Source organism: Fervidibacillus halotolerans (genome assembly GCF_026547205.1).
In the GTDB taxonomy this organism is placed as follows: Bacteria; Bacillota; Bacilli; order Bacillales; family Caldibacillaceae; genus Fervidibacillus; species Fervidibacillus halotolerans.
Window position 1 is genome coordinate 129,663 of sequence record NZ_CP106877.1, and the last position, 13,943, is coordinate 143,605.

Annotated in this window: 13 protein-coding genes; 11 read left to right on the plus strand and 2 right to left on the minus strand. The window is 36.6% G+C overall.

Annotated elements, in window-relative coordinates; all coding sequences use genetic code 11:
* The first annotated feature begins 182 nt into the window (after nucleotides 1-182).
* From OE105_RS00560 to OE105_RS00575, 4 genes are all read left to right on the plus strand, one after another.
* Complete coding sequence (locus tag OE105_RS00560) at nucleotides 183-551, plus strand: HsmA family protein (protein ID WP_275420799.1); 369 nt, start codon at nucleotides 183-185, stop codon at nucleotides 549-551.
* 308 nt (nucleotides 552-859) lie between these two features.
* The gene (locus OE105_RS00565; RefSeq protein WP_275420800.1) at nucleotides 860-2,224 is read left to right on the plus strand and encodes an MATE family efflux transporter; all 1,365 of its coding nucleotides are present in this window, start codon (nucleotides 860-862) and stop codon (nucleotides 2,222-2,224) included.
* A gap of 14 nt (nucleotides 2,225-2,238) precedes the next feature.
* Nucleotides 2,239-2,802: a TetR/AcrR family transcriptional regulator gene (locus OE105_RS00570; RefSeq protein WP_275420801.1), complete on the plus strand. Its 564-nt coding sequence runs from the start codon at nucleotides 2,239-2,241 to the stop codon at nucleotides 2,800-2,802.
* 63 nt (nucleotides 2,803-2,865) lie between these two features.
* On the plus strand, nucleotides 2,866-3,516 hold the full coding sequence (locus tag OE105_RS00575) for a DUF1287 domain-containing protein (RefSeq protein ID WP_275420802.1): 651 nt from the start codon (nucleotides 2,866-2,868) through the stop codon (nucleotides 3,514-3,516).
* Nucleotides 3,517-4,239: 723 nt separating this feature from the next.
* Here OE105_RS00575 and OE105_RS00580 read toward each other — a convergent pair.
* Complete coding sequence (locus OE105_RS00580) at nucleotides 4,240-5,238, minus strand: zinc-dependent alcohol dehydrogenase family protein (protein ID WP_275420803.1); 999 nt, start codon at nucleotides 5,236-5,238, stop codon at nucleotides 4,240-4,242.
* 571 nt (nucleotides 5,239-5,809) lie between these two features.
* Between OE105_RS00580 and OE105_RS00585 the strand changes: the two genes are divergently transcribed.
* The 3 genes from OE105_RS00585 (at nucleotide 5,810) to OE105_RS00595 (ending at nucleotide 8,118) form a co-directional block, all read left to right on the plus strand.
* A complete protein-coding gene (locus OE105_RS00585; protein ID WP_275420804.1) occupies nucleotides 5,810-6,154 on the plus strand; it encodes an S-Ena type endospore appendage in 345 nt (114 codons plus the stop codon).
* Between the two features lie 65 nt (nucleotides 6,155-6,219).
* Nucleotides 6,220-6,636, plus strand: a complete 417-nt coding sequence (locus OE105_RS00590) for an S-Ena type endospore appendage (RefSeq protein WP_275420805.1) — start codon at nucleotides 6,220-6,222, stop codon at nucleotides 6,634-6,636.
* Between the two features lie 27 nt (nucleotides 6,637-6,663).
* Nucleotides 6,664-8,118 carry a DUF11 domain-containing protein gene (locus OE105_RS00595; protein WP_275420806.1) on the plus strand — a complete coding sequence of 485 codons (1,455 nt, stop codon included), beginning with the start codon at nucleotides 6,664-6,666 and terminating at the stop codon, nucleotides 8,116-8,118.
* Nucleotides 8,119-8,705: 587 nt separating this feature from the next.
* Here OE105_RS00595 and OE105_RS00600 read toward each other — a convergent pair.
* Complete coding sequence (locus OE105_RS00600; protein WP_275420807.1) at nucleotides 8,706-9,017, minus strand: iron-sulfur cluster assembly accessory protein; 312 nt, start codon at nucleotides 9,015-9,017, stop codon at nucleotides 8,706-8,708.
* A 339-nt stretch (nucleotides 9,018-9,356) separates the two neighbouring features.
* On the opposite strand from OE105_RS00600, the gene OE105_RS00605 reads away from it, so the two are divergent.
* The 4 genes from OE105_RS00605 (at nucleotide 9,357) to OE105_RS00620 (ending at nucleotide 13,505) form a co-directional block, all read left to right on the plus strand.
* The gene (locus OE105_RS00605) at nucleotides 9,357-10,592 is read left to right on the plus strand and encodes an aminopeptidase (protein ID WP_275420808.1); all 1,236 of its coding nucleotides are present in this window, start codon (nucleotides 9,357-9,359) and stop codon (nucleotides 10,590-10,592) included.
* Nucleotides 10,593-10,977: 385 nt separating this feature from the next.
* Nucleotides 10,978-11,505, plus strand: a complete 528-nt coding sequence (locus OE105_RS00610) for a VanZ family protein (RefSeq protein WP_275420809.1) — start codon at nucleotides 10,978-10,980, stop codon at nucleotides 11,503-11,505.
* Between the two features lie 25 nt (nucleotides 11,506-11,530).
* Nucleotides 11,531-12,289: a class I SAM-dependent methyltransferase gene (locus OE105_RS00615; protein ID WP_275420810.1), complete on the plus strand. Its 759-nt coding sequence runs from the start codon at nucleotides 11,531-11,533 to the stop codon at nucleotides 12,287-12,289.
* Between the two features lie 262 nt (nucleotides 12,290-12,551).
* Nucleotides 12,552-13,505, plus strand: a complete 954-nt coding sequence (locus OE105_RS00620; RefSeq protein WP_275420811.1) for an endonuclease I family protein — start codon at nucleotides 12,552-12,554, stop codon at nucleotides 13,503-13,505.
* The last annotated feature ends 438 nt before the right edge of the window (nucleotides 13,506-13,943 follow it).

Consider the following 13,943-nt stretch of genomic DNA (forward strand, 5'->3'; position numbering starts at 1 on the left):
ATTCATGAAACGTGTTGGTAGACGTGGATAATTATCAAATCTTCAATTGGAGAAGTGTAAAGAGTGATCCTCCAAACCGATGCGAATAAACGATTCGTCTAAAAAAACTTGAATGATTTTGATTTTCCATGTATGTTAAGGAGACCTTTATTCCAAATTAAAAATAAAAGTGGGTGAGTGGCATGCTGGTGTATGCGATCATATTCATTTCCCTTGCACTGATTTTTTATTCCATCGGCGTTTGGAGTGAAAAGATCCAGGGAACGTTAAAAAAATGGCATTTAAGTATGTTTTGGATGGGGATTATTTTTGATACGCTTGGAACCGTGTTAATGGGTAAAATCGCAGGGGGCGGATTTTCGTTTCAATTTCATGCCGTCACGGGAATGATTGCACTTATGCTCATGCTCTTTCACGTAATCTGGGCTTCCATCGTTCTAGTACAAAACGATAGTGTGAAAAGAGATAATTTCCATAAATTCAGTATCATTGTTTGGATCATTTGGTTGATCCCGTATATTTCAGGTGCGATATTTGGTATGAAAATGTAGCCTGTTTTTTAAACGATTTACGGAAAAATCTTAGGAAAATGGGAAAAAGTTTTATGGAATTTCCATATTGGTACAAGCCATGAACCCGGCATGTCTACTGAAAATTGGAAAAATATCCCCAACAAACCATTCATCAACGGAACTGTCGATTTGCTTTTTCGGCAGTTTTTTATTTTGCTTAATCTATTTGATTTTGATTTTTAAATGACTGAATCAAGCATATTGATTAAAAGATTGACTGAAGGATTTACTTTTTTTATACTAAATTAAGTAAGTACTTAATTAATAATTGGAAGGAAGGATTTTCTTTGCATACATCCCATGAACTTGCTGAAAAGCCGATCGGAAGTCTACTCGTTCATTATTCAATACCGGCAATCATTGCGATGGTTGTTAACGCCATATATAATGTGGTTGACCGAATGTTTATTAGTCATTATGCAGGTGAAGCGGCCTTTGCCGGATTGACGGTAGCCTTTCCGTTAATGCTTATTTTATTTTCAATTACAAACCTAGTTGGTATTGGAGGAGCTTCTCTTTTTTCAATTGCCCTTGGTCAAAAAAATATAAAACGGGCATCCCATATATTTGCTGTAACGTTACAACTGGCCATGTTTTTTACACTTATTATTCTTTTCTTCGGTGTTATTTTTGCAAAACCATTACTCGTCCTATCTGGTGGTACAAATCCTGAAGTTTTGAATTATGCATTTTCATATTTTCAAATCATTTTATTTGGTAATGTGTTTCAAATGTTTTCTTTTACCTTATCAAGTTTTGTTCGCACGGAAAATCATCCGCGCCTGTCGTTAATTGCCATGTTAGTGAGTGCAGGAACGAATATCTTTTTGGATTATATTTTCATATCCATCTTGAAGCTCGGTGTAGAAGGTGCAGCCTATGCAACGATTATCGGGCAGGCTTCTGGTTGTTTGATCTTATTGTTCTTTTATTTACGCGGCAAGTCAGTGGTAAAACTAACAAAATCTAGTTTTTCCCTTGACATACCTTTAGTCGGTCATATGATTACCATTGGTTTCTCTGCCTTCGTTTCCGTTTTAGGGGCGAGTTTTTCTGCACTTCTTTTAAATAACGTTTTAGAAAAATATGGTGGAGATGCGGCAATTACTGCGATGGGGGCGATTAACAGCTTGTTTACATTTTTTATTATGCCGACCGATGGGATCACGCAAGCGGTACAACCTATTATTGGGTATAACTATGGTGCAAATCTTTATCATCGGGTATGTCAAACGTTGAAACTCGGGTTACTGGTAACGATTAGTTTTGCTTCGATCATTTTTATATTGTATGAATGTTTTCCTTCGTTTTTTATGGGCTTGTTTATAAAACAAAGCTCTAGTACGATGGAAGTAGCGATACCAGCTTTACGCCTATTCATGCTGTCAATCCCGATATTAGGAATAAATATTGTGGGTATCGGATATTTTCAAGCGATTGCAAAGGGGAAGATAGCATTTATTATCGGAATCCTTCGTCCTTTTGTCTTTTTGATTCCACTTGCGATGATTCTTCCATCCCATTATGGTTTAACAGGAGCATGGTTGGCACAACCGGTAACAGATATTTTGGCAGTGATCTGTTCTGTGATTCCATTATATCTAAGCTACACCCGTTTAAAATCATATGATGAGTCTTATTCACGTTCGTGATAGGGGGATCAGTTATGCTAAAAGACACGCGAACTCGGATTCTTAAAAGTGCGGCAAAATTGTTTGCCCAAAATGGATATGAAGGTGTTCGAACGAAACAAATTGCGGAAGCCTCTAACATAAGCGAAGTAACACTGTTTAAATATTTCCCCCAAAAAGAAATCTTATATCATACTTTACTCGATGAATTTTACCAAACATTGGATTTATCGCCGCTTGTGAAAAAGTTATCCTATACAAATATTTATGAAGATTGTTTACAAATCGCTAATGCCGTTGCAAATAATTTAGTTGAAAATATCGATATTATTTTAATGCGGCAAAAGGAAAAGGTGGATTTTTTAAAGGAAAGAAAATTTAATATATTGAAGGATCCTTCGTATCAAGCCATCGTGCCAGTGTTTCAAACTTATTACGATAACAATGAGATTTCTGTTTCACCAGAGAAAGCAGCCAATATTTTTTTAACCTCGATCACCGGAGCATTTCATTTATTAGCAGGAGGTAATTTTGAAAAAAAATATTTTCTTGAATATGTGGAGGAATTTGTTAATATTTTTTGCCGGGGAATCCAATAGAAAAACTGATTAGAACCAATTTTATTCCTTATTCTCAAGCTTTTTCGAAGGAAGGTCAAAAGATTGAAAAAAAGATGGTGGATGATGTTTTGTATTTTCATCTTATTAGGGTTTGCTTTTTATGTTTTGTATGAATGGGAATATATCCCCCACAAAAAATATACAAATGACGATTTCCACATCGAGACGTTTAACAGTCACGTCGACCAAGATGGCGATGGTGTTGATGATCAAACTGATATTCTAAAAAGTGTAAGGGAATATATCGAAACAAAACCGAAATATAAAAGTAAGTATTATGCAAGCGGATATCCGGATGATGAATACGGGGTTTGTACGGACGTCGTTGCATTCGGTCTATTGGGTGCCGGGTATGATTTGATGGAGCTTGTAAACGAAGATATTTTAGCAAACAAAGAGGATTACAATATTGATATCATCGATGAGCGGATCGATTTTCGAAGGGTGACTAATCTGAAAGTATTTTTTGAGCACAATGCGATTTCGTTAACAACGGATGTAAACGAGATAGAGGCGTGGCAAGGAGGAGATATCGTTATTTTTGAAAACCATATCGGAATTGTTTCGGATAAAAGAAATAAAAATGGTGTACCTTTTCTAATCCATCATGGAAGTCCCTATCAAAGATTTTATGAAGAAGATGTTTTGGAAAAAAGGGATGATATCGTTGGACATTTCAGGATAAGTGAATAATAAAATTAGTAGCATTTGTACATTTTTTGCGCGAATTCCTGAGAGAAAACCGTATTTTCTGGTTAATCTCTGGAATTCGGGCAATTTTTTTTGGAGATTTGTTATTTATTTTGAGCAAAACAGATTTGAAATTCCCGGAAAATTTCTTTGAATCCATAGAGATTCATTTAAAACTTGGAAAATTTCTATTGAATTGGGTAAATTTAGTTGTTGAATTTTGGGAAGGGCGCTGGAATTCGGGGGAAATGGGTTCGTATTTCGGGGAAAACGATCGGGAATTCGGGGGAATTGGTTCGTAAATCGGGGAAAACGATCGGTAATTCGAGGGAATTGGCCCGTAATTCGAAGAAAATGTAAAAGATTTCGAGGAAATGCAACTGAAATTCTGGGGAACGTTTTGGAATTTGAGTAAATTCGCTTGGAATTCGGGGAAATTGGTTCGTAATTCGGGGGAATTGTTCCGTGATTAGAGGAAAATATAAAAAATTCGAGAAAATGCAGCTAAAATTCTGGGGAACGTTTAGGAATTCGAGGAAAAGGGCTCGTAATTCGGGGAAACTTTTCAAGAATTCGAGGAAAAAGGATTGTAATTCGGGGAAAACTTTCAAGAATTCGAGGAAACCCTCAGGATTCCGATCGCACTTTCGTACATTATTTCGAAAAATCAAAAAACCTGCGTATTGGAAACGAATCGTCCAATTTGCAGGTTTATTTCTTCTGGAATTACGGTTTTACAACTACTTTTATTGCTTCCGGATTTCGTTGCATTTCCAATCCTTTATGAATGTTATCAATGGAAAATTCATGGGAAATTAACGGTTTTACTTGTACTTTTCCCGATGCGATTAAATCTAATGCTCGTTTTTGTGTAAACGGATTGATGAATGAACCTTTAATCGTTAATTCCTTTTGGAAAATTTCAAACGGTTTTACTTTTAATTCTGCATTGGGTGAAGGAACGCTGAATAAAACGATCGTTGCACCTTTTTTCGCAATTTTAATAGCACTTTCCATCGCAACGATTTTTCCTGCACATTCGATAACGACATCAAATGCATTTTCATCAATTTTTTCTTCAACTGGATGTACAGCTGCATCTGCTCCGAGTTCTAGGGCGAGTTCCCTTCTTTCTTTCGAAAACTCACTGACAAGAATATAGCTTGCGCCGCTAATTTTTGCCAATTGGGTCATCATTAAGCCGATGGCACCAGCACCAATGATAGCCACCTTATCCCCCGGTTTAATTTCTGCTAAGTCAGAACCGTGTAAACTACATGCTAAAGGTTCCGTTAACGCAGCCTCTTCAAAGGATACATGTTTTGGGAATTTATACGCTTGTGTTGTCGGAACGATGGAATATTCGGCAAAACCTCCATCTAAATTCACCCCTAAGGCAGTGAGATGATTGCATAAATAAGGTTTATCTGAACGGCAATATTCGCATGTACCACAAAACATATTCGGATCAACAGTTATGTAATCACCAACGGAAAAATCTTTTACACCGGGGCCGATCTCTACAACTTCCCCTGCATATTCATGTCCTAAAATAACAGGTGGTGTCACAGGGGCAGATCCTTGTTCCCCATGGTAAATATGAATATCCGTTCCGCAAATGCCACACGCTTTAACGCGAATGAGTAGCTCATTTTCTTTTAACGGACGAATTTCTTTTTCTTCAACCCGAATATCTTCTAAACCGTGGAAAATTGCAGCTTTCATTTTTGTTCCCCCTTAAAAATAAGTTTGTGAAATAATAAACATCCATATTTATAACTATCGTTAAAAAAGTACACTCATTAACATTGTTACTTATATGAATATTAAATCAGATAAAAATGACCGATTTTATTTTCCACTGTACATTCCATAGAAAAAATATTCAATATGTGTTTTAAGGAATGGGTACAGTTTCCATTTCCAAATTAGCAAATATTTGAAGAGTTTTAAAGAGATTCTTTTTCCTCAATAAAATGGAAAACAGGAAGGGAAAAAAGCAGAATGGATTGTGTTTAAGCTCAAAAAATAGGACAATCTTTCTTTCATTACCTCTTAAAAATGGATACACTCAAGCATTGTATAACTTCAAATGAGTGGTATACTCTCACCATCTAAGCCGATTCTTATAAAAATGGTGAAATAAAAATGGTTACATGCTGATTTTTTAAAATAGAACAAATGTACAATCATTCTTCCAATATACGTCGTAAGATATTGTATCAATACAAAGGAGGAATGTTTATGTGTAATTCAAGTTCATTTTGTTGTCCCGTAACTTGTGGCAGTGATTTTTTTGCCGAAAAAACAATTAATTGGGATTAAACGATGCACTCCGTTCCAATCGCTTTGTGATGGAACGACTGTAACTACTATATATACTAGCGCTTCCACCCCCACACAAGAATTGCCGAGTGGTATTATTACCGTCGTGAATACGTCTATCGATTGTACAATGGAGGTTACTGTTTCAGAGGATGGGACGGCACTTCCTAGCTATACGGTTACACCGCAATCTTCCATCACCATCGACGTTACTCGGTTATCTTCTGTAACGGTAGTTTGTACCGGAACAGATCCGACGGCCTTTTGTTCGGGCTCTTTTGAAGCAGATTTACAATACACTGCATATCAGTCATAAGGGAAAAATAAAAATGGGCGCCCGAATGCGGTGCCTTTTTTTAAAAGGGAGGAGAGCTCGAAATTATGAAAAAAAGGAAATGTTGTTGCAATTGTTGTAAAGATTGTCATCCACCAAAACCACCCGTTTCAGATTCAAGATGTGAGTTTGCTAAAAATGAAATTTGCGGAAATATTGAACAACCGTGTGATGGAAGCTGGGTTGAATATTGGAGTGCACTTGGGATTCCATCGAAATTAAGTGGTTCATTAGTTGTATTTAATGGAAGTGATTGTACAATCAATATTCGTGGGAAAATAAACGGCAGGTTAACCCCACTATTAACGGTCAACCAGTGGGGACAGTCAAAATCGGTAACGGTAAATGGGATTGAAACGATTGAAATTCAATGTATTCAGAGCGGGAAAAAGGAAACTTGTTCTGGTCGCTATTGTTTAACCATTCAATATCCTGTTTTATGCGAAGTGGAAAAAAATGGTTAAATCTCGGAATAGGAAGAGGTGTTGGGTATGGCTTTTGTAAATCGACATTCTGTAATAACTTGTGGTGCAATGACGTTTACAGGAAATACGCTCGGTTTAAGTCAGCTAGCTGATACAAATGAAGCGGGAACAAGTGGAAGTATCGGAGCTTTCACAACAACAAATAATTTACTTCAAGTTCCCACTTTCCCGCCAGGAACGACTTTGAGTTATCTATTGAATAGTTCCAGTGCCCAACTCGTTATTCCAAGTGGAAGTACGGTTTTATATGCAGAACTGATTTGGGGTGGGAATTTTCTTACAAGAGATCAGGACATCTCACTATTACTTGATACTCCCGTCACTTTAACAGATCCGACTTCAACGAGTACAGTTATTGCCCCGGATCCTGTAACAAGTAATCAGCCAACCTTCACCTTTGGCAATCCCCCAATCACAAGAGGTTTTTATATGCGATCCAATGAAGTAACATCGATCGTTCAAGCGGCCGGACCAGGAACCTATACTGTCTCTGGAGTGCCTGGACTAGTTGACCCTCTAGTAGCATCATCTGCAAATACAAATCATGCCGGTTGGACTTTAGCGGTTGTTTATGAAAATCCTTCCCTTCCGACCCGATCGATGAACTTATTTGTCGGAGCAGATGGAATTGTCATTAATCCATTAAATCCCATCATTGATATTACGGTTACTGGTTTTACGACACCACCTGCCGGAGATGTGGATGCACGTCTACTCATTTCCGCCCAGGAAGGGGACGCAAATATTCCTGCTGACCAAGTGCTATTTGGTCCGGACGTCTTTTCACTGACTCCGCTTTCCGGTCCAAATAATCCTGTGGGAAATTTCTTCGGTTCACAAATGAATGATGATTCTGGGAATCTGGACACGACCGGAACATTCGGTAATCGAAATCAAGATCCTTTTACGCAAACAAATATTGTAGCTGGACGCCAAGGGTGGGATATTACAAATGTAAGTGGAATGAATTTATTACCGAATAACCATTCAACGGCTACATTCCGGTTTACTTCAACGGGAGACGCCTATATGCCGAATGCTTTAGGTGTACAAATCGATGTCGGAGATGCTCTTCTTGACATCCAGAAATCGGTGGATAAAACCTTTGCCACAAAAGGGGATGTGCTCACCTTTACCATTACGATCACAAATAATGGAGTCACCCCGGCAGATCACGTCGTATTCTTTGACGATATCCCGGCAGGAAGCGAGTTTTTTCCCGATAGTCTATACATTGATAACGTTCATTTTCCAGGCGTCAATCCTAGATATGGTGTCTCACTACCCGATATTCCTGTAGGAGATACGGTGACGATTTCATTTAAAGTCATTGTAAAAAGAAAGGATTGCTTCGTTCGGAATGTAGCGAGAGTCGAATTCAGCTGTGGAAAAATTGCCTATAGTAACCCAGTCATCTCAACGGTATGTCAACAATGTCATAAAACCCGAATTTATTGTTAAAATGAGATTTCCCCTTTTAAGGAAAGTGAACAATTGAGATGGCAAGGATAGGGGAGGGACTCGTGTTTGTTTGGAATCGGTGGTGGGCCACACAAAAATTCATTTTGAAGACAATTTCCTTTTCATTCAACCGTTTAATTGGGTGTGTAACCAAAAGTGGAAAAAGATGGTATTAAAATGGATGGAAAATGCTTACTTGAAAATTGTCCCTTTTGTTGGAGTGGGGAATTCGAATTGTAAGGGATGTAAGCAAAACTTTGATTCATATTATGATTAACCTATGAATCTTTTCTTAAGAATTAAGGAAATAAAAATTTCCCCTCTCCACGCTCTATATTGAAGGGATTTGATACATATGTTTTCACGTATTCAACATGATCTTTGTATAAAATCTTCTTATAACTACCGATAAACATAGATGAGGCAAGTATCTTATCCAATGTAAACAGAAGGAAAAAGGTAAATAAATGAGCACATATTTTAGAAATTATGGGTGTACATTAGAAAAGAATGATTTCCAATTAGAAGAACCCATTAGAAAAAGCAGGAAAAGGAATTCCCTGCTTTATTTTCTACCATGGAATCATTCAATGATGATGATGTCCAGTAAATCCTTTTTTCGGGTTGGTAATAACAAATCCTTCCTCAGGAACGTAAAAGAATTGAATCCAAACGCCATCGAGATATTCCGCATCCCGTTTATCTAATAAGAGATCGATTCCTTTATCCGTTTTTACGATTTCATCATGTTCGGTTGGATGATCAAACTGCAGTGCATAATGGGCGTGATCTCCATGAACTTCTGTGACGATTACTCGGAGCATTTTTCCTTCCGATTCCTCATCATTTAGCATTTTCTTCATTATTTTTGCTGCGTTTCGGTTAATTTTCACTTGCATATAATAAACCTCCATTCTTTCCTGTTATTTTATCACAAAAAACGTGTGTCATTCGACAATGTTTTTTTGAAAATAAAAGTTGATTCATTTCATCCAAAACTATAAGATTTCCTTCAATCGTATATTTGAAAAATCATGCAAAAAGATTTTCCGCTTCCAATTGAAAGGAATGTGCTATTTTCATAGAGATTACGTAGAAAAATTAGGTTTTGTCTCTCTTGAAATTTGAGAGAAGAAAATAGGTTTCTGAAAAGATGAATAATTTATAAAAAACATTTTGTATTTCAAATCATTTTTTGAAATAATAGAATCAGTTAGCTGAAAAAGGAGGATTCAAAAATGCACCAAGAAAATTTAAGAAAATATGCTAAGTTGGCGATTCAAGTCGGTGTGAACATTCAAAAGGGACAACCGTTAATCATTAATTGCCCGATTGAAGGAGCGGAATTCGCCCATTTATTAGTGGAAGAAGCTTATAATGCTGGAGCGGAAGATGTTCGCGTCGAGTGGAATGACGAGGTTCTAACTCGAATGAAATTTGAACGGGAACCGATGCATGTTTTAGAAAATTTTCCAGAGTGGAGAGTGCAAATGTTAAATAGCCACGTGGAAAAGGGCGGGGCTGTTTTATCGGTATATGCACCAAATCCTGAATTATTGAAAGGCATCGATCCAAAACGGGTAGCTACAGCCAACAAAGCAGCCGGGGAAGCATTAAAAACGTATCGAAGTTATATGATGAATGACCGTGTACAGTGGTCCCTTGTTTCTATACCGACAAAATCGTGGGCAGCAAAAATCTTCCCGGATCATTCGGAAGAAGAAGCCGTAGAGAAGCTTTGGGAACAAATTTTCCGGATAACTCGTGTCGATAAAGAGGATCCAATCGAAGCATGGAATAAACATAATGCAAGCCTCCGTAAAGCACAGGACATATTAAATAAAAAACAGTATAAAAAACTTGTTTATAAGGCACCGGGAACAAACTTGGAGATTGAACTTCCGGAAAACCATATTTGGAGCGGGGGTTCGGCTAAAGCTGAAACTGGTGCGGTATTTAATCCGAATATTCCGACTGAAGAAGTGTATACGGCACCTCACAGAGATGGCGTAAATGGAACGGTTACAAATACGAAACCGTTAAATTATAACGGAAATTTAATCGATCGTTTTTCTTTAACATTTAAAGATGGCGTCGTAGTCGATTTTCAAGCGGAAGTAGGATACGAAACATTAAAGCATTTACTCGAAACAGATGAAGGTTCGAAACGGCTCGGGGAAGTGGCACTCGTTCCTCATAATTCTCCAATTTCCGAATCGGGTCTAATTTTCTACAATACTTTATATGATGAAAATGCATCTTGCCATTTGGCATTAGGAGAAGCATATCCGACAACTGTTGAAGGCTGTGCGAACTTGTCGGAAGAAGAACTAAAGGAAAGAGGACTTAATGTAAGTATTACCCATGAAGACTTTATGGTGGGGTCCGCTGATTTAGATATTGATGGTATTACAAAAGATGGAAAGACGGAGCCGATTATGCGTAAAGGAAATTGGGCATTTGATATGGAATAATTGATTATACAACTCTCCTATTGGTAAACGGACAATCATCTGAATACCAAAGGGGAGTTTTCTTTTCCAAAAATTTCATTCCATGACGATTGTTATCGAAAGAAAATAAACCGATTTCGAGATTACAAAATCATTGAAAAGGATATATTAAACGAATTCTATTTATTTGGTTATAAATAGAATGATAACTGTCAAATGAACAGGTAAGTTTGAGAGAAAAGTTATAAAATACCATTCTCGTATATTCCTATATCTTATACAATGTGCATAGTAAACAATTTTACAGGGATTAAAACCTTAATTTGTCCGAAAATATGATTTCAAATGGTGGGAGTGTGTATTTTATTTCGGAATGGAGGGCTGGAAAAATTGAAAGGAGAATGGTATGAGCGGGGTTCAAGTTGATTTTATTGTTTTGGGAATCATCTATTTCTTGATCTTTTTTCGAAAATGGAAAGATCGGGGAATGGATCACCTTATCGTAAATACCCTGATGTACGTATATATTTCCCTCGTATTGTATGTGACACTTATGCCGATTGTCGTATCGTTACCATATATATTCAATCATTCGTATACATCGATGCATATGCGCATTTTCGAGGATTTAATTTTAGGGCGGGGCGATGCACTCCGGCAAATCGTTCTTAATGTGGTAATGATGATCCCATTTGGTTTTTTATTGCCCATTGTAAAAAAACAAAATATATGGTCATGTATTTTATGGACGTTCTTATTTAGTTTAAGTATTGAATTATTCCAACCGTTGATCAATGGTTATCGATCAAGTGATGCAACGGATTTAGTGACGAATACAACTGGAGGAATGATCGGATATTTGTTGTACGTTTTTTTCAAACCGTTCATTGAGACGACTATAGAAACGTTAAAAGGAATTCGTGCGATTCGTTAACTATTTTGCAAAGAAGGTGAATTTTTTGGACAAAAAATATACGGAAATCAATGCAAAAGTCATTGACCGATGGGTGGAAGATGGCTGGGAATGGGGTCAACCGATCAGCCACGAAGTTTTTGAGAAGGTGAAAAGAAACGATTGGTTCGTTCTATTAACGCCAACAAAGCCGGTCCCGAAAGAATGGTTTTGTGAAATGAAAGGGGCAACTATTTTAGGTCTCGCATCCGGTGGGGGGCAACAAATGCCAATTTTTACTGCATTAGGTGCGAATTGTACCGTAATGGATTATTCTGAAAAACAGTTGTTAAGGGAAAAGGAAGTGGCAGAAAGGGAAAATTACGATATAAAAATCGTTCGAGGGGATATGACAGATCCCTTTCCATTTGAAGATGAGTCCTTTGATTTGATTTTTCATCCTGTGTCCAATTGTTATATTGAAGATGTGTACCACGTATGGAAAGAATGTTATCGAGTTTTGAAAAAGGGCGGGATTTTGCTTGCTGGGTTAGATAATGGGATTAATTTTATTTTTGATGAGGATGAAACAAGGGTCGTTACTCCATTACCATTTAACCCATTAAAAAATAAGCAACAATTTGAACAGTCGATGAAAAATGATTGGGGGATTCAATTTTCCCATACAATTGAAGAACAAATCGGTGGGCAAATAAAAGCGGGATTCGTGTTAACGGATATTTACGAAGATACGAATGGAACAGGTCTACTGCACGAATATAATGTACCGACATTTTATGCAACACGGGCGGTGAAAAAAGGGTAACCATCTATCGATATTTATTAAAGTGTCAAGGATAAAAACCTTGATGCTTTTTTAATCTTGTCCGTAAATTTGACGGATCCAAAATTTCCATTAGAAACTGCATCGGATAATCACAGAGAACTGATGAAAATTAGTTAGGATATTTTACATATATTCAAAATTTTACGCTATACTTGAATTAGATTTGATTTTAAACGAATGGAAGCGTAGAAAAGTGAAGTTTGATTGGATTCAAAAAAATCGAGTAGATTGAGGGGAAGTCATGAGTAAAAGAAAAAGAAAAACATACGGGAAATACATACCGGAATTTCATGACTGGAAAATTCATAACCCTAGTCGTCTATTCCGTATGTTATTACAAAATCAAGAAAAAATTTGCCGTGATCCATCATTGTATTATAATCCCGTTAAAGACGAGCGAGATATCCACCTATATTACAAACCGATCAAGAAAATAGAGAAAAAAGGGAAGGTTACATTTTCCCATTATCATAAATTGGTTAAAAAAACCCATAAAAATCAACTACCTTACTATATAAGTAAAGATCAATATTTATATGCTTGGGTAGATTTGCAGCCGGATGGAACGGTCAAAAGCATCTATTCAAATGAAAAGAACGATCCGAATCAATTAATTGAAAAAGACTATCATATTTTACAAAAACGATATGAACAGTTTCAAAATTTATTTGAAAGGAGGGACAGGGAGGAATCGTCTTTACTAGAAACAATAAAGACCATTGACTATCGTTTAAAATATAATACGGAGCATATCGTTCCCCAATCTTGGTTTCATGCGCAACAACCGATGAAAAGCGATTTGCACCATTTATTTGTATGCCATCCAGAATGTAATGTAAGGAGGGCCAATTACCCTTATACGGATTTTTCCTTTTATCAACCGGAGTCGCCGGATGAGATTATTCGTAATCGTTGTGGGGTCGTAAAAGACGAACGCTTTGAACCGGAATATGGAAAGGGTGCGGTGGCAAGGGCAACGTTTTATTTTTTACTTCGCTATCCGAAGGCGATAAGAAAAAAATATTTAAAACAAATTGATTTTCCGATTTTGGTGAATTGGCATGATCAATTTCCTGTTGATCTTTATGAAAAACATCGAAATCAAGCAATTTATGAAATTCAAGGTAATCGGAACCCGTTTATCGACTTTCCCAATTTAATCCATCAGCTGGAGTTTCCGAATATCAAAAGGTAGTTGCGATATTTATGAAGAAACAAAGATTGTTTTTCTATCTAGAAATTATATTACGCTAATATAATTTAACAAAAGGTTATTTGAACAAGTGATGAAAAAATATTGAAAACGATATGTACTAAAAAAAGTAGAAAAAAATAGTAGAATATTTCAGTAAAATTTGAAACGTATAATTTAATGGACAGGGGAATATTTGAGAAAGTTACATGTATTCTTATCCGTTGAACAAATAAGTGTTCATGAAAAAAATAAATATTTAAAATAGTTGGATGAATAATATCAAATCAAGGATATTTTTTTCACTATTCATGATCATTATACGAAAACCAAGTTTTCTTTTATTGGATACGTAATGAAAAACTGCCTATCCAATCTGCGGAGAAGAAAACAATGTAACGGTATTTCTAGATGAATATATTTTCATACAAAGGGAGTAAT